18 protein-coding genes, 1 tRNA gene and 1 pseudogene are annotated in these 17,276 nt (G+C 56.3%); 11 read left to right on the top strand and 9 right to left on the bottom strand.

Annotation, left to right across the window (positions count from 1 at the left end; translation table 11 throughout):
* Positions 1-15 precede the first annotated feature (15 nt).
* Complete coding sequence (locus ACIQ20_RS10050) at positions 16-405, top strand: antitoxin Xre-like helix-turn-helix domain-containing protein (protein ID WP_395779903.1); 390 nt, start codon at positions 16-18, stop codon at positions 403-405.
* Positions 402-1,094, top strand: a complete 693-nt coding sequence (locus ACIQ20_RS10045; RefSeq protein ID WP_395779901.1) for an RES family NAD+ phosphorylase — start codon at positions 402-404, stop codon at positions 1,092-1,094. The genes ACIQ20_RS10050 and ACIQ20_RS10045 overlap by 4 nt, the downstream gene beginning before the upstream one ends.
* A 33-nt stretch (positions 1,095-1,127) precedes the next feature.
* Here the strand turns inward: ACIQ20_RS10045 and ACIQ20_RS10040 are convergent.
* Both ACIQ20_RS10040 and ispH read right to left on the bottom strand, forming a co-directional pair.
* Positions 1,128-1,204: transfer RNA gene (locus ACIQ20_RS10040), tRNA-Arg, on the bottom strand.
* A 67-nt stretch (positions 1,205-1,271) separates the two neighbouring features.
* A complete protein-coding gene (gene ispH / locus ACIQ20_RS10035) occupies positions 1,272-2,240 on the bottom strand; it encodes a 4-hydroxy-3-methylbut-2-enyl diphosphate reductase (RefSeq protein WP_395779899.1) in 969 nt (322 codons plus the stop codon).
* Between the two features lie 130 nt (positions 2,241-2,370).
* Here ispH and ACIQ20_RS10030 point away from each other — a divergent pair, with 130 nt between their 5' ends.
* Positions 2,371-3,117, top strand: a complete 747-nt coding sequence (locus ACIQ20_RS10030) for a Tat pathway signal sequence domain protein (protein WP_395779897.1) — start codon at positions 2,371-2,373, stop codon at positions 3,115-3,117.
* A 12-nt stretch (positions 3,118-3,129) separates the two neighbouring features.
* The gene (gene argS / locus ACIQ20_RS10025; RefSeq protein ID WP_395779895.1) at positions 3,130-4,914 is read left to right on the top strand and encodes an arginine--tRNA ligase; all 1,785 of its coding nucleotides are present in this window, start codon (positions 3,130-3,132) and stop codon (positions 4,912-4,914) included.
* A 53-nt stretch (positions 4,915-4,967) separates the two neighbouring features.
* Here the strand turns inward: argS and ACIQ20_RS10020 are convergent, their stop codons facing one another.
* Together ACIQ20_RS10020 and cobS are read right to left on the bottom strand one after the other, a co-directional pair.
* A complete protein-coding gene (locus ACIQ20_RS10020) occupies positions 4,968-5,168 on the bottom strand; it encodes a DUF1289 domain-containing protein (RefSeq protein ID WP_395779893.1) in 201 nt (66 codons plus the stop codon).
* Position 5,169: 1 nt separating this feature from the next.
* Positions 5,170-5,958, bottom strand: coding sequence for an adenosylcobinamide-GDP ribazoletransferase (gene cobS / locus ACIQ20_RS10015; protein ID WP_395779891.1), 789 nt, complete (start codon positions 5,956-5,958; stop codon positions 5,170-5,172).
* A gap of 209 nt (positions 5,959-6,167) precedes the next feature.
* Between cobS and cobT the strand changes: the two genes are divergently transcribed.
* The 5 genes from cobT (at position 6,168) to ACIQ20_RS09990 (ending at position 11,614) form a co-directional block, all read left to right on the top strand.
* The gene (gene cobT, locus ACIQ20_RS10010; protein WP_395779889.1) at positions 6,168-7,205 is read left to right on the top strand and encodes a nicotinate-nucleotide--dimethylbenzimidazole phosphoribosyltransferase; all 1,038 of its coding nucleotides are present in this window, start codon (positions 6,168-6,170) and stop codon (positions 7,203-7,205) included.
* On the top strand, positions 7,205-8,620 hold the full coding sequence (locus tag ACIQ20_RS10005; RefSeq protein ID WP_395779887.1) for a protein adenylyltransferase SelO: 1,416 nt from the start codon (positions 7,205-7,207) through the stop codon (positions 8,618-8,620). The genes cobT and ACIQ20_RS10005 overlap by 1 nt, the downstream gene beginning before the upstream one ends.
* Before the next feature lie 176 nt (positions 8,621-8,796).
* The gene (locus tag ACIQ20_RS10000) at positions 8,797-9,681 is read left to right on the top strand and encodes a hypothetical protein (RefSeq protein WP_395779885.1); all 885 of its coding nucleotides are present in this window, start codon (positions 8,797-8,799) and stop codon (positions 9,679-9,681) included.
* 96 nt (positions 9,682-9,777) lie between these two features.
* Positions 9,778-10,755: an aspartyl protease family protein gene (locus tag ACIQ20_RS09995; protein WP_395779883.1), complete on the top strand. Its 978-nt coding sequence runs from the start codon at positions 9,778-9,780 to the stop codon at positions 10,753-10,755.
* A 22-nt stretch (positions 10,756-10,777) separates the two neighbouring features.
* Positions 10,778-11,614: a GDSL-type esterase/lipase family protein gene (locus ACIQ20_RS09990; RefSeq protein ID WP_395779881.1), complete on the top strand. Its 837-nt coding sequence runs from the start codon at positions 10,778-10,780 to the stop codon at positions 11,612-11,614.
* A gap of 9 nt (positions 11,615-11,623) precedes the next feature.
* On the opposite strand, the gene ychF is transcribed toward ACIQ20_RS09990, so the two are convergent.
* From ychF to ACIQ20_RS09970, 4 genes are all read right to left on the bottom strand, one after another.
* Positions 11,624-12,721 (bottom strand): redox-regulated ATPase YchF, encoded by a 1,098-nt coding sequence (ychF, locus tag ACIQ20_RS09985; protein ID WP_395779879.1) that lies wholly within the window; start codon positions 12,719-12,721, stop codon positions 11,624-11,626.
* Positions 12,722-12,827: 106 nt separating this feature from the next.
* Positions 12,828-13,547, bottom strand: a complete 720-nt coding sequence (locus ACIQ20_RS09980) for a hypothetical protein (protein WP_395779877.1) — start codon at positions 13,545-13,547, stop codon at positions 12,828-12,830.
* Positions 13,548-13,636: 89 nt separating this feature from the next.
* Positions 13,637-14,260 carry an aminoacyl-tRNA hydrolase gene (pth, locus tag ACIQ20_RS09975; RefSeq protein WP_395779875.1) on the bottom strand — a complete coding sequence of 208 codons (624 nt, stop codon included), beginning with the start codon at positions 14,258-14,260 and terminating at the stop codon, positions 13,637-13,639.
* A 73-nt stretch (positions 14,261-14,333) separates the two neighbouring features.
* Positions 14,334-14,927, bottom strand: coding sequence for a 50S ribosomal protein L25/general stress protein Ctc (locus ACIQ20_RS09970; protein WP_395779873.1), 594 nt, complete (start codon positions 14,925-14,927; stop codon positions 14,334-14,336).
* Between the two features lie 150 nt (positions 14,928-15,077).
* Between ACIQ20_RS09970 and ACIQ20_RS09965 the strand changes: the two genes are divergently transcribed.
* Positions 15,078-15,479, top strand: a complete 402-nt coding sequence (locus ACIQ20_RS09965; RefSeq protein ID WP_395779871.1) for a VOC family protein — start codon at positions 15,078-15,080, stop codon at positions 15,477-15,479.
* A 44-nt stretch (positions 15,480-15,523) separates the two neighbouring features.
* Here the strand turns inward: ACIQ20_RS09965 and ACIQ20_RS09960 are convergent, their stop codons facing one another.
* Positions 15,524-16,807, bottom strand: a complete 1,284-nt coding sequence (locus ACIQ20_RS09960; RefSeq protein WP_395779931.1) for a cytochrome P450 — start codon at positions 16,805-16,807, stop codon at positions 15,524-15,526.
* Between the two features lie 233 nt (positions 16,808-17,040).
* Between ACIQ20_RS09960 and ACIQ20_RS09955 the strand changes: the two are divergent.
* Positions 17,041-17,276, top strand: a pseudogene (locus tag ACIQ20_RS09955) (serine protease); the annotation flags it as partial.

Below are 17,276 nucleotides of genomic sequence, written 5' to 3'. Positions count from 1 at the left end.
TTTGGAGCCCTTGAGATGTCCACTCTGGTTAAAACACGCCAATCTGCTGATGTTCAAGCAGTCGCGCTGAAGGCTTACGCACGCATTGCGCAAGCTTGGTCTCTGACATTGAGCGAAGCGGCCGCGCTAGCGGACATGTCGGAGTCGACGTGGAAGCGCGCCAAGTCTCCCAGCTATGCGGGTGAATTGTCTCGAGATCAGATGCTCAGGCTCAGCGCACTTGTCGGACTTTATAAGTCGCTTGAGATTTACTTTGACGAAGCGCTCTCTCGGGACTGGGTCAAACTCCCCAATCGAGGGCCGGAGTTTGACGGTGTCCGTCCAATTGATTCCATGATTAGCGGTGGACTACCAAAAATCCTTCGGGTCCGTGCCTATGTCGACGCCCTGAGGGGAGGGCTTTGAAGATAACTTCTGTCAACGACCGGGCTCTCGTTCGCCTGATTCCTGCGGCGCATCACAAACCGCCGATCCTACGAGGTTTGGTCGACACGGATGAAGAGGCGGCAATTCTTGCCGAACTTGAGGGGGAAACGAGCGCAAGATTGATTGCGGAGCGGGAGGGTAGTCCCGCACTTGATCGTCGCGAATTGGCATTTGCCCGGCGCTCGCAGGATTTGAAGCTCTATGGTCAAAGCCATGTGAACGCGGCTTTCACCTATACACGTGCGGGCGGCAATCGATTTAACGGTGGCGAGCGGGGCGCTTGGTATTGCGCTTGGGATGCCTTGACCTCGGTCGCGGAGGTCGGCTTTCATCGCACGCGCGAACTTGGATTTATCAACCGGTTCGAGCTAAAGGTGCAATATATCGAATTGCTGGCGGACTTCATCGGCGACTTTCCAGATCTCAGCGCCGATACGACCAACCCTGCGCTGGATGCCGATCCAGAGCGGGGCTATCCAGCGGGCCAAGCTTTGGCAGCAGATCTTAGGCGCGCTGGCCATCGAGGCCTTGTTTATCCATCCGTTCGGCGCAAAAACGGGCGCTGCTTCGTCGCCTTTGATCCAAGTGCCGTGCAGAATGTGAGACCAGGCGCATCTTGGATGCTCGCTTGGAACGGTGGGCCGGAGTTCAGCGTGATTGGTCTTTAAAGGCGCGCAACTCAGAAATAGGTTGCAGAAAACTGGCGGTCCCGAAGGGACTTGAACCCCCGACCCATCGTTTAGGAAACGATTGCTCTATCCTGCTGAGCTACGGGACCGCACGCCCCATGCTTAGCGGGCGAGGGGCGATTTGGGGAGGGGGGTGTAGCAGAATTTTGGCCGAACTTAATCTTGTGCGGTCGCCACAACGCGGGGAAGTTTGAAGATGACGTCTTCGCGCGTCACCTCCACATCTTGCAGGGTGACGGCAAAGCGGGCCTGACAGGCAGCGATGACGGCTTCAACCAAATCCTCAGGCGCGCTGGCGCCGGCGGTAAGGCCCAAGGTGGAGATGCCGTCAAACCAAGACCAATCGATGCCATGCGCATCATCAATCAGATAAGCGGCCTTGGCCCCGGCGCGTAAGCCCACTTCGACCAACCGAATGGAATTGGACGAGGTTTTTGAGCCAATGACCAAGAGGAGGTCAGCTTTGCTGCCAAGTGCTTTGACCGCTTCCTGGCGATTCGTCGTGGCGTAGCAGATGTCTTCTTTGTGGGGCGGCGAGATTTCGGGGAATTTGGCCTGAAGCGCGCCGACAATCTCAGCTGTATCGTCGACGGACAGCGTGGTTTGGGTAACAAAAGCCAGCTTTTTGGCGTCTTTTGGCTGAAAATCGGCGATTTCCGACACGTCTTGGATCAAGGTCACCGAGCCTTCAGGCAATTGGCCCATGGTGCCAATGACTTCGGGATGGCCTGCATGGCCGATCAGAACAATTTCACGCTCCGCATCAAAATGCCGTTGCGCTTCTACATGGACCTTGGAGACCAGCGGGCAGGTGGCATCGACAAAGATCATGTTGCGGCGTGAGGCCTCTTCCGGCACCGATTTGGGCACACCGTGGGCGGAGAATACCACAGGGCGGTCGGTTGGGCATTCGTCTAATTCGTCAACAAAAACAGCGCCTAAACGCTTCAGTCTTTCCACGACATGGACGTTATGGACGATCTCGTGGCGGACATAAACAGGGGCGCCCCATTTCTCAATCGCGCGCTCAACAATCTGGATGGCGCGGTCCACGCCGGCGCAAAAGCCGCGCGGTGCAGCGAGTAAAATCGTCAAAGGAGGGGTAGGGGCTGTAACTTCCGACATGATTTCTCCGGTGGCATTGCCTTGTTGGCGCCGCATTGCGTTGCTTGAAGCAAGACTGACCTCTAAAGACATGGTCTATAATTGCGGCAGTGCCAAGATGGTCTGCTTCGCTTCTTCTGTGGAATGCAACATGCGCCCCCAAGCTATTGCCTTTGTGATCACTTCGTCCATCCTTTTTGCCGCTTGTTCGTCGCTGCCTTTCATGGGCAATCGCGACGGTCGCAATAAGGCCCCGCCGCCAGTATCAGAAGCCGATGCGCCAGCTGCGGACGCGCCAAAGCCTGCGGTCGAGGCGAAGGCCGGCGATGCCGAAACCTTGGAGGCCCCGGTTGGTCCACCCCGTAAGCGCGGCTTCTTCTCCGGTGTCGCGAAAGCACTCGGCAGTGATTCAAGCGTTGCAAACGTTGGGCCGTGCCCAGCCGTGCGCGTCCTTTATGACGCACAGCGATTTGTCGAACTGGATGGGCCAGAGCGGTTTGAGAATGTTGGCTACACGGGTGAGATCTTGAACGTAAATTCCGATTGCCGCTATGTTGGCGACGATCCAATTACCATCAACATGCAGTTGGATATGGCGTTTGGCAAAGGCCCTAAGGCAAAGGGTGCTTATCGCGATACCAATTATTGGGTGACTGTGACCCGCAAAGACATCGCCGTCATCAGCCGGCAAGTCTATACCCAACGCGTGGCTATTCCAGCCGGGACTGACCGGGTTGCGTTGAAATCCTTGCCCATCAGCATCGAAATCCCCCGCGCCACGAAAGACATTGCTGGGGCGAACTTTGAAGTGCTGGTCGGCTTTGAATTGACGCCTGAGCAGTTGGACTTCAACCGCAATGGCAAGCGCTTCCGCGTGGATGCTGGCGTCCCGCGCTAAAGGCTTATGTCCATGACCCATTTTGCGCTTCAATTAGCCCACAAGTTGGGGGATGCCTTTGCTGATCTGGGCCTAAGCCCGGATCTGGGTGCGGTTGTGCGAGCCCAAAAGGCTGAGTTCGGCCATTTTCAATGCAATGGCGCGATGGCCGGGGCTAAACAAGTCGGCAAGAACCCGCGTGAGGTCGCAACTGCCGTCGCAGGAAGGCTGGCGAAAGATCCAGACATTGCGCGCGTGGAAGTGGCAGGGCCTGGGTTCTTGAACATTACTTTGTCGGATGCCGCATTGATCCGCCAAGCCGAAGCAATCGCACAAGATGCCCGCGTTGGGGGGCAAGTGGTTGAGGTGCCGCGCCGGGTCATCGTGGATTATGCTGGGCCAAATGTCGCTAAGTCCATGCATGTCGGCCATTTGCGGGCGACTATCATTGGCGACAGCATCAAGCGTCTTTATCGCTTCCGCGGAGATCATGTTTGGGGCGATGCCCATTTTGGCGACTGGGGCTTTCAGATGGGCCTGCTGATTGCCAGCTTGGCGCAAGAACTGCCCGACCTTCCTTATTTCGATGCCGATTTTACGGGGCCTTATCCAAACGCCAGCCCGGTGCAATTGGCCGATCTAGAGCGCATCTATCCAGCCGCTGCTGCCTTAGCCAAAACCGATGTGGAGGCCCGCGACCGGGCCCGCAAAGCCACGGCGGAGCTGCAGGCCGGCAGACCCGGCTACCGGGCGCTGTGGCAGCACTTTGTGTCTGTCTCGCGCGGGGCGCTAGAGCGCGAATTTGCCGCCCTTGGCGTCACCTTTGATCTGTGGCTGGGTGAAAGCGATGCAGACCCGCTGATCCCGGACATGATAACGGATTTGGAACAAAAAGGCCTTTTGCAAGACGATCAAGGTGCACGCGTCGTGTTTGTGCACGACAAAATGGTGCCTAAGAAGGATGGCAGCGAGGGGCCGAATGTTGCGCCTTTGCTCGTTGTATCGTCTGAAGGCTCGGCCATGTATGGTACCACCGATCTTGCAACCATTGTGGACCGGGTAAAGCGCTTCAACACGGACTTGATTATCTATTGCGTCGATCAACGCCAAGCCGATCACTTCGAAACCGTGTTTCGTGCTGCCGACAAGGCGGGCTATCTGCCACGCGAGGCCCTTGATCACATCGGCTTTGGCACCATGAATGGCCTAGACGGCAAGCCCTTCAAGACCCGCGAAGGCGGCGTTTTAAAGCTGCATGACCTTATCACCCAAGTGCAGGAAAAAGCCCAAGCTAAGATTGATGAGGCAGGCGTTGGCCAAGATTGGCCGCAGGACGAGCGCGCCGACATCGCGCATAAGGTTGGCATTGCAGCGCTGAAGTTTGCTGATCTGCAAAACTTCCGCGGCACGTCTTATATTTTTGACCTGGATCGGTTTTTGAGCTTTGAGGGCAAGACAGGTCCCTATCTGCTTTATGCCGCCGTCCGCATCAAATCAATTTTGCGCAAAGCCGATGAAGCGGGCTTTGCTGCAGGTCCTGTGGTGAACCTTGAAAACGCAGAGCGGGATTTGATTTTGGTCCTTGATGGGTTTGAGCATGCGCTGCGCGGGGCTTATGACAAGCGCGCGCCCCATATTCTGGCCGACCATGCCTATAGCTTGGCTGGGGCGTTTTCGGCCTATTATGCCGCCTGTCCCATCATGAATGCGGCAGATGCTGAGGTGCGCGCGTCGCGCCTAACCTTGGCCAAGGCCACTTTGACCCAATTGCTGATCGCGCTCGACCTTCTCGGGATCGAAGCGCCGGAGCGGATGTAGGATATAAAGCGCGTTTTGATCCTGACGGATCAAAGTTGCGCGCCAAACTAGGATTAGCGCGGCTGATTCTGATATATCGGGTCCAGCCTGTCGCGGCGGTTCGGCAATTCTGCGGTGATCGTCGCGCGCTGTTCCGGCGTAAAGCGCATCCATTGCGCAATCTCTGGCAAAGTACGGTAACAGCCCAAGCAGAGGCCAGACTGAGGCTCTACGCAGCAGACTTTGATACAAGGCGTTGCGATGGGTTCGGCCACTCTAGGCCCCAAAACCTGGGATCAGCGCCACGATCCCTGCCAAGGCCCCAAGCTCTGCTGCGATGGCACTGGCACCCAAGGCGTCCCCTGTCTGGCCGCCCAAATGCTTGCGCGCAGTCAAGGCGATCGCGCCAGCCCCCAAGACGGTGCCGATGACGGCACCAACAGCGGGGCCAACAAAGCTCAATTGAAAGGCGAGGATCACACAGACGCCGCTGATCACGGCCCCGATAATGGTCGCCGTCGTTGCTTCGGTTGCAGTCGGTTGTCCGGCAGAGGCGGAAATCCCGTCATCGGTGGCTGGCTTCAACAGCGTCATGACATGGACCAATGCGGTGCGTGCCAAAGTCCCGCTGATGATGAGGCACAGGCCTGCCTGCCAAGCTTGAGCAATCTCTGCCACCAGAAAGATTTTGAGAATGATCGCCAGAAGAAGCGCCACACCGCCAAAGGTGCCGATGCGGGAATCGCGCATAATGGCGAGGCGTTCCGTGACGGTCTTGCCGCCACCGACCCCATCAAAGAAATCTGCAAAGCCATCTTCATGGAACGCACCGGTGGTGACGACTTGGGATGCCACAGCCAAAGTCGCCGCGACATGGACACTGCCGTTAAACAACCACATGGCTAGCCCATATGTCAGTGCACCGATGATACCGGTCACGAGGCCAGCCACTGGCGCGGCCTGAAAGGCCCGGGTAATACGCTCTCTTGGCAAGTCTTCCGGCCAAGTCACCGGCAAGCGCGTAAAGAATATCAAGCAAATTCTGGCGTCATCAATAATGCGCATGGCGCGACTCAACTTTGTCTTATTTTGTTGGAACAACTTTTCGTTCTTGTAGAGGAACAGTTTGAAAATTCGAGATGATAATGCTTAATGTCTGAGTGAAGCTTTTGCACTGTGGCGCCGAAGTCGCACTGAGGGTAACACCACCCATGCTGTCTTTTCACCACCGCCTTGGCCTTTATTGCCAACTGGTTGCACGCTAGATCAGCCTCATGCCCCATGATGCTAGTGCGCCACCCAAACAGCCCTTTGACGATATTCGCGCCTTAGTGCGGGAACTACCTAATCCAGATGAGGAGGCGAGTGCCCTCACCGCTTGGCGCGAAAGCCAATTGGTTAAGCCGCCAGGTGCCTTGGGGCGCTTAGAAGACATCAGTAATTGGCTGTCAGCTTGGACTGGCAAGAGTCCGCCACAGGTGTTAAGGCCGATTATCGCTGTCTTTGCTGGCGATCATGGTGTCGCCGCACGGGGGGTGTCTGCCTATCCACAAGAAGTCACGCGGCAGATGATTGATGCCATGGCTGCTGGTGGCGCAGCTGTTTCCGTATTAGCTCAGCAGGCTGGCGCAGGCCTTAAAGTCTATGACTTGGCCGTGGGAAGACCGACCCCTGATATTGTTGAAGCCGATGCCCTAACAGAGCAGGAATGTGTGGCCACGATGGCCTATGGCATGGAAGTGCTGGCCGAGGGGACCGACTTATTGGTCCTGGGTGAGGTTGGTATTGGCAATACGACGGTTGCGGCTGCTTTGGCCTTGGCCTTGTATGGCGGTGAAGCTGGCGACTGGACTGGCCCCGGGACTGGTGTTGAAGGCCAAGCCTTGGCGGCAAAGCGTGAGGCAGTCGAAGCTGCTGTGGCGCGCTTGGGTGCTGATCGCGATGACCCGTTGAAAGTGCTTGCGCGCATCGGCGGGCGTGAATTTGCCGCCATCGCTGGCGCCATTCTGGCAGCGCGCTTACAGCGCGTCCCTGTCGTGCTGGACGGTTTTATGGTTGCTGCTGCAGCAGCAATTCTTCACCGGATGAACCCCGAGGCACTGGATCATTGTATTGCGGGCCATGTCTCGGCAGAGCCCGGCCACCGCGCGCTTTTGGCCCGCTTGGGCAAGCAGCCCATCTTGGACCTTGGCATGCGCTTGGGTGAGGGGACGGGCGGCGCCCTTGCGGTCCAAATCATCAAGTCAGCCGTTGCCTGCCATGCAGGTATGGCGACATTTGCTGAGGCTGGTGTTGCGGGGCCTCAAAGCTGATGCCAGTCTCTATCACCTATCAGCCCGATCCACGATTTGCAGGCTTAGGCCCAGAGTTTTCCGATCCTGTTGCGGCGGCGGAGTTTCCGATGCAACGGCTCGTCTGGCGTGATCAGCGCGCTGCCGAAACTGTCGGCCTAGAGACGTTAAGCGATGAGGAATGGGTTGCCCATTTCGGCCGCTTTGAGACCTTACCAGATATGGCGCAACCGCCCTTGGCCATGCGCTATCATGGCCATCAATTCCGCACCTATAATCCGCAATTGGGCGATGGCCGTGGGTTTCTGTTTGGTCAGTTGCGCGATCAAGCTGGGCGCTTGCTCGACCTTGGCACCAAGGGCTCTGGCCAAACGCCTTGGTCGCGCCAAGGCGACGGTCGCCTAACCTTGAAGGGCGGCGTGCGTGAAGTGTTGGCCGCCCAAATGTTAGAGGCGCAGGGCGTCAATACGTCCAAAGCCTTGAGCCTGATTGAAACTGGCGAGCATCTAATCCGCTCAGACGAGCCTTCGCCAACGCGCTCTGCGGTTTTGGTAAGGCTGCAACATAGCCATGTCCGCTTTGGTACGTTTCAGCGCCATGCCTTTCTAGAAGCGCCCGAGCGACTGACCGCCTTGGTCGATCATTGTGTGGCGGTCTATTATCCACATTTGCAAGAGCTAGAAGGCCCCGAGCGGGCTGCAGGCTTGGTACGCGAAGTGGCATTGGCAACGGCGGACATGGTCGCAGGCTGGATGGCCGCAGGCTTTGTGCATGGGGTCTTAAATACCGACAACATGAACGTGACGGGCGAGAGCTTTGACTATGGCCCTTGGCGGTTCTTGCCGGTTGCAGACGGCAATTTCACCGCCGCTTATTTCGATCAAACTGGACTTTATGCCTATGGCAGGCAACCCGAAGCGGGCTTGTGGAACCTCAAGCAATTAGCGGGCGCTTTGACCCCGATTGGGGATCTAGACGGCCTGACCGAGGCTGTGCGGGCTTATCCGCCCGCTTTTGCGCACGCCCAACAGGCCGCGCTGCTGCGCCGGCTTGGCCTACAGTTTGCCGCGGAGGCGGAAGACAATCGAACCATGCTGGATGCCATGTTTGCGTTCATGGCCCGATCCGGCATCTCATGGGACGGGTTCTTTCATGATTGGTTCGGGGGCCTTGCAAGTAAAGCGCGCGCTCAAGCAGGCCCGCGTGCCACCTTCTATCAAGGTGAAGATTTCATGGCGTGGTTTAAGTGGCTCGACCGTTTCCAGCCAGAGCGCCCAGATCGACTACAGCATGCCTATTTCCAAGCCGCAGAACCCGTCAGTCTGGTGATTGCGGAAGTTGAGGCATTGTGGACCAAGATCGCAGAAAATGACGACTGGTCTGGTTTCCATCAAAAGCTGGCCGATATTACAAGTTTGCGAGAGGCTTTGGCATAAGCTCAGTATCGCTTAATTTCGGTATTTTGCATAGCATTTTACCTCGGCCTTTAGGACCTTTGTAAGCCGTCGCCGCCATACTCCCAATTGGTTGGGATGACGACCGGGGCTTAAGTCATCATCCAACCCACTTCGGAAGAGCACTTGGGCTCTTTTGGTACGTGGGAGCCATCGAGATGCGTGAACGCTTTGTCGCCTTACTACCCCTGACGCACAATGTTGACTTTGCCCATGACCAAATCTTGGCAGGGGTAAGTGGCTTGTTCCCATCACTGACGTCCAAGTTACGGGTTGTGCGGGCTGGCGGCTTTGCGGAAGGTGGAGAAGGGGGGCCATGCTTTCTAGCAATTGGTCCAAACGTTATCTCTGTGCATCTCTATCCCGGCCCGCCCAATCTTGGCACAAGCGAAGCCCTCGACATGGTTTGTCCTGCGTGGTTCGGGTTGCGGGCAAATCACCCCAAGCCTTATTCCCATGTCGTTGTGCAGTCAGAGCAAGATGTAAACCACCCTGCCGAAGCGCTGGCTGCTGCTGCTGCTGTAAGCATGGTGGCGACAGCTCTGATTTCCATTGTCCCGGTTGAAGAAATCATTTGGAAAACAGGGCAAGTCAGTATCGAGCCGCAGGCCTTTCAACGCGCGGCCCTGCGGCTGACCATTCCAGAGATCAAAGTGGGGCATTGGCTGACTTGGCACCGCTGTGAGGGGCCGCTTAGCCCGCAGGGAAGGCCAAGTCTGATCCTTGGTTCAAAGGGCCTCGCACCGTTTTTGGGTCGCGAGTTGGAAACAGTCGCCTCCATTCTGCCGCCGGCGGAGATCGAAAAGCGCGTCCAGGCCGTGACGGACTTTCTGATTTTGCATGGGCCGCCTGTGTTCGATGATATGCCGCTTTATGTCCCTGATCATGATTTTGTGCGGTTGCGCCTGCGCGATCGCGGTCACCTAAATCCCAAGCCCGTGTTGCTCTTGCGGATCGAGGCTGGACCAGCACCAACTGAAGCGTTGCGCAAAAGTCAGGGTCTGCCTGCGACAGGTGGCTTCGGCAGGCGGGCGATGACCTAGGGAGACGTCAGCGCGCAGGATTATCAGCCTTCCCTTTTTGGAAAACTGGTCCATGATCCGATCCTTGTCGTCTATGGCGAACCAAAGGGGTAAGGCATGGAACTGAAGCGTCGCGAAGTGGTCTCTGGTCTTGTTGGATTTAGCCTGGCAAGCCCTGTTTTTGCACAAAAGGCCCCACAGGCCCCGTCCGAAACCGTAACCGTGACCGGGCAGACCCCGATCGTAACCTTGCAGACTTGGATTGATCTCTATGGTCGCCCGACGGCAGAGGTGAAGGTGAACGGCCAAGGTCCCTTCAAATTTGTGGTCGATACCGGCTCCAACACGTCGGTGCTAAGCCCTCGCGTGGCGAAGGCCTTGGAACTTCCTGAATTGCCGATGCGAACGGTGCATGGGGTGACGGGAAGCAGCCAAGCTCGGTTTGCCCGTGTTCAACAGATTGAGACTGGACGCAGCGTGTCAAACAATCTGTCGGTGGCGATTATTGATGCACCGGCTTTGGACAAGCTCGACGGCATCCTCGGCATGGACATGTTTGCCAACCGTCGGGTGCGGTTCAATTTCAGCCGCAAGACCGTGGACCTTGAACCCGCAAACTCAAGGCGTCCGCGCAGATTGCCGATCTCAGTCGGCGTTAAACTGCGCCATGGCCTTTTGATTGAAGCCGATGGCCGAGTCGGCAGCGTTCGTTCTAAATGTATTCTCGACACGGGCGGGGATACGACGATCATCAATATGCCGATGCTGGCAGCCCTCAATGCGCGAGCACAGCGCCGACCTAGGACTGAAGAGGCACCCGTTATTCTTGGCGTCACGAATCAACAACTGAACGGGGTCTGGGCGAACTTGCCTCAAGTTGATCTGATTGGCCTGATCATTCGACGGCTTACGGTCGTGGCTGCAGACGCGCCGGTGTTCAAGCTGTGGGGTCTTGAGACCACGCCTGCTATGTTGGTGGGCATGGACATCTTAAGCCAGGTGGAGACGTTGGTTGTGGATTACCGCCGTCGTGAGGTAGAGCTACAATTGCTCTCCAATCTAGTCGGTGGCGAAGGCAATGTTTATCGGGGCTAAACCCGATCAAGAGGAAACAATCTTGACAGACATTCTGCGCTTTAGCCGCACGTCCGGCCTACTTCGCCTTTTGGGGCTGATGTGTCTGCCCGTGCTCTTGCTGGCTTCCCCGCACTTAGCCCAAGCGCAGTTTAAGTCTACCAAACCTGAAGCTCGCGTCGAATATTGGCAGAGCCGTTTGGCCTCTATGGAAGCGCAATTGGCCGACAACCAAGGCCTGTCGCAGTATCGCCTTGTGTTCTTGGGCGATTCCATCACCGACTTTTTCCTGATGGGCGAGAATTTGTGGTTTCCGGGTGTAAAGAATGGTCGCAGCGTTTGGGATGCGACATTTGCAGGAAGCGACCCCGCCTTGAAGGCGATCAATCTCGGCATTTCCGGCGACCGGATTGAGCATATGCTCTATCGCATCCAGCGCAAAGACCAAGGCGGGCTCGGCCAATTGGATCATCCCAGCTTTAACCCGGACTATGTGATCGTGCTCGCGGGGATCAATAATTCATGGGCCAGTGAAACCCCCGCGGACGCGAGCATTGTCGCTGGGGTCAAGGCCTTGGTGGCTTCCGTCCATGCGCGCCAACCCAAAGCGCGGATCATTTTGCAATCCCTCATGCCAACCCAAGAAGTGGCGCGCACCAAGGATATTGTGATCCCTGTCAACCGAGAACTCAAAGCCTTTGCCGAAGAGGATCCACAAAAGGCCTACATCACCTTTGTGGACCTCTATCCGCGCTTCGTCACACCCGAGGGGGCTCAGAATAAAGCCCTATTCTATGACGGCCTCCACCCTTCTGAGGCAGGCTATGCCGTCTGGCGTGATGTTTTGGTGGCGGCTATTGCAGCAGATCGCGCCCGCTGAAGCCGGCGTTTAGGACGTGAAGCGGAAATGCATAACATCGCCGTCTTTCACGATGTATTCCTTGCCTTCCAGGCGCATCTTGCCCGCTTCTTTCGCGCCGCTTTCACCTTTGAAAGCGACGTAATCCTCATAGGCGATGGTTTCGGCGCGGATAAAGCCCTTTTCAAAGTCGCCATGGATTACCCCGGCTGACTTTGGTGCTGTCCAGCCGCAATGAATGGTCCAAGCGCGTGCCTCTTTTGGGCCGACGGTGAAGTAGGTTTGCAGGCCCAAGAGGCTATAGCCGGAACGGATCAACTTATTCAGGCCGGGCTCATCAAGGCCTGCTGCTTCCAGATATTCGGCAGCTTCATCATCATTTAGCGCCGCAAGCTCTGCTTCCATCTGCGCACAGATCACCACGGCGGTGGCTTTATGCGCTTGGGCATAGGCCTCTACCTTGGCCGAATATTCGTTCCCAGTCGCAGCGGAGCCTTCATCCACGTTACAGACATAGAGAACGGGCTTGGCCGTCAACAACTGCAACATATCATAGGCTTTTTGGTCTTCCTTGGCCGGCACAAACAAGCGGGCTGGCTTGCCTTCATCGAGCAGCTTCTTGGCTTCGATGCACAATTCCAGCGTCAGCTTCGCGTCTTTATCGCTTTGCTTGGCCTTTTTCTCGAGATTGGGAATGCGCTTTTCAAGGCTCTCCAAATCCGCCAACATCAACTCAGTTTCCACTGTCTCCAGATCGGCGAGGGGGTCAATGCGGCCTTCGACATGGGTGATATCATCATCGACAAAGCAGCGCGTGACATAGGTAATGGCATCGCACTCGCGGATATTGGCAAGAAACTGATTGCCCAAGCCTTCGCCCTTGGATGCACCGCGCACCAGACCTGCGATATCGACGAAATTCATCCGCGCAGGAATGATTTCCTTCGAGGTAGCGATGGCGGCCAGCGCGTTTAAGCGCGGCTCTGGCACAGCCACTTCGCCTACATTGGGCTCAATCGTACAGAATGGATAATTGGCGGCCTGCGCGGCTGCCGTTTTGGTGAGAGCATTAAACAGGGTGGACTTGCCAACATTGGGCAGGCCCACGATGCCACATTTGAATCCCATGATGGAGGTCTTTCTTATCAATGATGGCGCGCTGAATGACCGCGCGAGAAAAGCGTGCCGTGTCTTAGACAGTTTGCCGCTTAAAAGCATCCATCAATGGCAGGGCTTATGCAACCCCGAACGTCCGCCACCTGCGAGCATCTGACTGGAAATGGCGGGGAACGCGAGATAGGCGCACGTCGAACTCTTGCAGTTCGCGCGTGGCGTCCACGTCTTTGCCGACGTGACGCAGAAAGCGGATATAGCGAGCATGGGCCTCCAGCGTCGGGATGCGCGGTGCGGCAAAGCCGTAGGCCTCCTCTGCATCCTCATCTTGCCCTAAAGCTTCAGCAGCACGCGCGAAGACGAGGGCCTCAGCGGGACCCTCGCGGCCTAAAACACGCAATTGGTTGATGCGATTAAGCGCTTCTTGGTTGCGACCAAGTTCGACCAATGTGCGCGCATGTCCGAGAAGGACGGTGGGGTCGTCAACAAATTGTCCTTCTAAGCAGTCCTTATAGAGCCTCTCAGCATTGGCAAAATCCCCCATCTCGACGCTAGCATCGGCTAAGCGAAGGCGATTGCCGACGGTTGGAGTTAAGTCAAAAGCTTCTTGAGCAGCCCGCAATTCCCGAGTCGGGTCCAAGGCTTTAATCACCTTTTGCTCGGCTTTGCGAAAAGATGGAAAAATGCCTGTACTGGGTAAGATCTCCATCAAGACATAGATGGCTGAGCCAATTCCCGGCGCAAAAAGAATTAGGAATATCCACCCATTGGGTCGCCCAGTTCGGATGACATGCATGATCAAAGCGATCTGAATGATAAGGGAAAGGACTAAAATCGGCATCGCGCTCTCTATCCTTACTGATAGGACCTAAAACTCATACAACCTAAGTTTTATCTAGCAAGATGTCTTATCTGTGCAAAAGCTCTTGCCTAGCTTTGATCACCCGAACCACCGCGCAACCAAGCCGGTACGGGCGGGGGCGGGGCGAGCGTGGAAACTTTGGTTTGAAAGGCGTCGTGCTTATCTTCCAAGAGCAGCGGTGTTGTTCGAGCGACCGCGTCGCACAAAGTATCGACCCAGCCCATTTCCGCGCTGGAGAAGTCATCCAGCACATGGCTTAACATTTTTTCTCGCCCGGGATGGCCAACGCCAAGTCGCACGCGCTTAAAGCCTGCGCCGGATTGGGCGACGATGGAGCGCAAGCCATTATGGCCCGCCGTGCCGCCGCCCACTTTGACCCGGCAGCGACCGGGCGTCAGCTCTACCTCGTCATAATAGACAAAGACTTTGGCCAACGGGATTTTGTGGAAGGTCATAAACCCACCCACACAACGACCGCTTTCATTCATGAAAGTCTGGGGCTTTACCAGAATGATTTTCTGCGGGCCTGTCTCGGTCTCGATCACGCCCTCGCGGGCAAGGCCCTGCAGGCGGCTGCGTTCGGCCCCGAAATTATACTGGCGCGCAATCTCATCCACGGCCATGAAGCCGATATTGTGCCGGTTCTTGGCATATTTGGCACCGGGATTGCCTAGCCCAACCAAAAGAAACATCTGATCACCCCATGATCAAAACAAAAAAGCCCCGGACGAAGCCGGGGCTTTTATCGCGTGCATCCAAAGAGGCTTACGCTTCTTCGGTTGCGTCGTCTTGCTTGCCACCGCGACCAATTAGGGTCGCAACGGTAAAGTCGCGGTCACGGATGGTTGGACGTGCGCCGTCTGGCATGCGAACTGCCGAGATATGGATCACATCGCCGATATCGCGGCCAGCCAAGTCGATGACCAATTCTTCTGGGATTTTGCCAGCAGGCACATCCAGAGCCACGGTGTGACGAACCACATTCAGCGTGCCGCCCTTTTTGATGCCGGGGCAGGTGTCTTGGTTCAGGAAGTGCACAGGTACCTCAACCGAGATCACCGACGCTTCATCAACCCGGTACAGGTCAAAGTGTACAGGCAAGTCGGTGATGGGGTCCCATTGCACGTCGCGTGGGATCACAGGCTGGCTTTCGCCGCTGTGGTGCAGGTCAACCATGTGGGCCAAGAATTTGCCAGAGCGGATCGCCTTCAGCAATTCCTTGCCAGAAGCTGCGATAGCCACAGGGTCTTTGCCGCCGCCATAAAGGATGCCGGGCACGAGGCCTTCACGGCGGGTCTGGCGAGCGCCACCGGTACCAGTGCGTTCCCGCACTTCAACATTGATCACGATGCCGGTCATCCCCGGTCTCCGTTCGTTGGTGTGTAAAAACTGCGCCGCCTACATGATGCAGGCGGCGCATGAGATTTCATGAAGGCGGGGCTATAGGGGAAAGATGAAAAGAACTCAACAGTGGGTGGCAGCTTTAGACCAGCATGCTACTGAATAAATATGTTCCTATCCCATATCACCCTGCTTGTAAGCGATATTCCAAGGTCCAAGGCCTTTTATGAGGGCCTTGGTTTAGAGCTGATTGTCGATGCCGCCCATTATTGCCGGTTCCGCGCCAATCTAGACGGGCAGGGCAGCCAAACCCTGTCGATCTCTCACAGTCCGGGCCCCATTGGCCAATCTTGTCATGTGGGCTTTGAGTTTGCATCACCTGAGGCGTTGGACGCTTATGCTGCTTTATTGCAGAGCCGGCGCCTGATCCTGTCCGAACCGCCACAAGACCGCAGCTGGCTATGGCGCGATGCGATTCTCCACGACCCAGACGGCCATGAAATCCTGTTGCTTTATGCGGGCGACAATAAGCTCAACCCGCCGTGGCGGGTCGGGCGGTTGCAGGATTAGGCGGTGACGGGAGGATCTGTATCCCGTCACCATCTGATGTTCTTTTATTTCCGCAAGATCACACGCATCGACTCATAGCCCTTCACAAAGGCTGAGCGAATGCGGGTTGGTTCTGAGACGACCTGAATGTCAGAAAAGCGCTTCAAGGCTTCTTCCCAGACAATCCGCAATTGCATTTCTGCCAAGCGATTGCCGACGCAGCGATGGATACCAAAGCCAAAGGACAAGTGGTTGCGCGCGCGGGGGCGGTCGATCCAGAAATCATTTGGCCGCTCAATCATCTCGTCATCCCGGTTGCCCGAGACATACCACATCACGACCTTGTCGCCTTTTTTGATCAGCTTGCCGCCCAATTCGACGTCTTCTAGGGCTGTGCGGCGCATGTGAGCCAGCGGGGTCTGCCAGCGAATGATCTCCGACACCATGTTTGGAATGACCGAAGGATCGGCGCGTAGCTTCTTGAATTCTTCAGGATTTTTGGACAAGGCATAAAGCCCGCCGGTCAAGGAATTGCGCGTGGTGTCATTGCCGCCGACAATCAACAGGATCAGATTGCCGAGATATTCCAACGGCTCCATGTTGCGGGTGGCTTCGCCATGGGCGAGCATGGAGATGAGGTCATTGCCACCGCTATTATTGACCCGCTCGTTCCACAAATTGGTGAAATAGGCCAAGCATTCAAAGAGTTCTGCGCGGCGCTGGTCTTCGGTTTCAATGATGCCCCCTGGAATGGGCTGCGCCGTGGCCACATCTGACCAGCGGGTGAGCTTGCGGCGGTCTTCCCACGGGAAGTCAAACAAGGTCGCCAGCATTTGCGTGGTCAGTTCGACCGAGACTTTATCAACCCAGTCAAACTCTTGATCGATTGGCAATTCGTCGAAAATTAGATTGACCCGCTCGCGGATCGTGCTTTCCATTTTCGCTAAATTGTCTGGCCCGACGATGGGCTGAACCACTTTGCGCTGGGCGTCATGCTTAGGTGGGTCCATGGCGATGAACATGGGCAAGATGAAGTCTTCATCAAAGCCGACGATCGTAATCCCACCCAAGAAAGCATCGGAAGAGAACTGGTGGTGGTTGGTGTCCACCGCCATAATGTCCTTATAGCGGGTCACAGACCAATAGCCGCCGACTTTTTCTTCTTGGCTGTCACACCAGTGGATCGGGTCTTCTTTACGCAGACGCTCGAAATAGGACCAATGGCAATCATGGGTCCAAAGCTCCGGCATGGCGACATCAATCTCTTCAAGCGGAATAGACCAAGCCCGCTTGGCGTGATGTTCTTGAACAGACTTGAAATCTGCAGGATTGAAGTTGCCGTCGGCCATAGAAGTTCTCCCAATGTCGAGACCATTTGTGCGATACTCGTTGACGACATGGGGCCACATTTTGAGGCTTTTGTCACCCCCTGACGCCTGCGTCATGTTTGAAAAAATTCTTGAGCAGAAGACTTTACGCAGCGCGTGGCCGTTTTGTCCCTATTTCCAAAACCCCTACAAGCCTTTAGCTTGAGTGTGGGCCAAGCGGCCGCTTCGTAATGCTCCAGAAAAGGACCCCTGACATGGATCTGAATATGGCCTTGATGCGGGCCACATTTAAACTGGACCAGCGTCAGGAAGACGGCGTTACGACGATTGGTACCGGCTGGCTGGTGCGTTTGCCAGAGGCAGACGGTCAGGGCAGTTCTGCGCGGCTAGCCCTGGTTACAGCAGGCCATGTGTTGGACCGGATGAAGCATGAGCAAGCCTCGGTCCATTGGCGTCGGGTGGATGCGCACGGGCGCTGGCACCGCGAACC

The organism is Aquidulcibacter sp. (genome assembly GCF_044346625.1).
Classification (GTDB): Bacteria; Pseudomonadota; Alphaproteobacteria; order Caulobacterales; family Aquidulcibacteraceae; genus Aquidulcibacter.
Note: the sequence above shows the minus strand (reverse complement) of the source record. Positions and strands in the feature narration are given on the sequence as shown.

What these genes read in the sequence shown, in the direction of transcription:
- ACIQ20_RS10050 (WP_395779903.1), top strand. Translation starts at nt 16, where the DNA reads ATGTCCACTCTGGTTAAAACACGCCAATCTGCTGATGTTCAAGCAGTC.
- ispH (WP_395779899.1), bottom strand. Translation starts at nt 2,240, where the DNA reads ATGTCGGAAGTTACAGCCCCTACCCCTCCTTTGACGATTTTACTCGCT.
- ACIQ20_RS10030 (WP_395779897.1), top strand. Translation starts at nt 2,371, where the DNA reads ATGCGCCCCCAAGCTATTGCCTTTGTGATCACTTCGTCCATCCTTTTT.
- argS (WP_395779895.1), top strand. Translation starts at nt 3,130, where the DNA reads ATGACCCATTTTGCGCTTCAATTAGCCCACAAGTTGGGGGATGCCTTT.
- cobS (WP_395779891.1), bottom strand. Translation starts at nt 5,958, where the DNA reads ATGCGCATTATTGATGACGCCAGAATTTGCTTGATATTCTTTACGCGC.
- cobT (WP_395779889.1), top strand. Translation starts at nt 6,168, where the DNA reads ATGCCCCATGATGCTAGTGCGCCACCCAAACAGCCCTTTGACGATATT.
- ACIQ20_RS10005 (WP_395779887.1), top strand. Translation starts at nt 7,205, where the DNA reads ATGCCAGTCTCTATCACCTATCAGCCCGATCCACGATTTGCAGGCTTA.
- ACIQ20_RS10000 (WP_395779885.1), top strand. Translation starts at nt 8,797, where the DNA reads ATGCGTGAACGCTTTGTCGCCTTACTACCCCTGACGCACAATGTTGAC.
- ACIQ20_RS09995 (WP_395779883.1), top strand. Translation starts at nt 9,778, where the DNA reads ATGGAACTGAAGCGTCGCGAAGTGGTCTCTGGTCTTGTTGGATTTAGC.
- ychF (WP_395779879.1), bottom strand. Translation starts at nt 12,721, where the DNA reads ATGGGATTCAAATGTGGCATCGTGGGCCTGCCCAATGTTGGCAAGTCC.
- ACIQ20_RS09980 (WP_395779877.1), bottom strand. Translation starts at nt 13,547, where the DNA reads ATGCCGATTTTAGTCCTTTCCCTTATCATTCAGATCGCTTTGATCATG.
- pth (WP_395779875.1), bottom strand. Translation starts at nt 14,260, where the DNA reads ATGTTTCTTTTGGTTGGGCTAGGCAATCCCGGTGCCAAATATGCCAAG.
- ACIQ20_RS09970 (WP_395779873.1), bottom strand. Translation starts at nt 14,927, where the DNA reads ATGACCGGCATCGTGATCAATGTTGAAGTGCGGGAACGCACTGGTACC.
- ACIQ20_RS09965 (WP_395779871.1), top strand. Translation starts at nt 15,078, where the DNA reads ATGTTCCTATCCCATATCACCCTGCTTGTAAGCGATATTCCAAGGTCC.
- ACIQ20_RS09960 (WP_395779931.1), bottom strand. Translation starts at nt 16,807, where the DNA reads ATGGCCGACGGCAACTTCAATCCTGCAGATTTCAAGTCTGTTCAAGAA.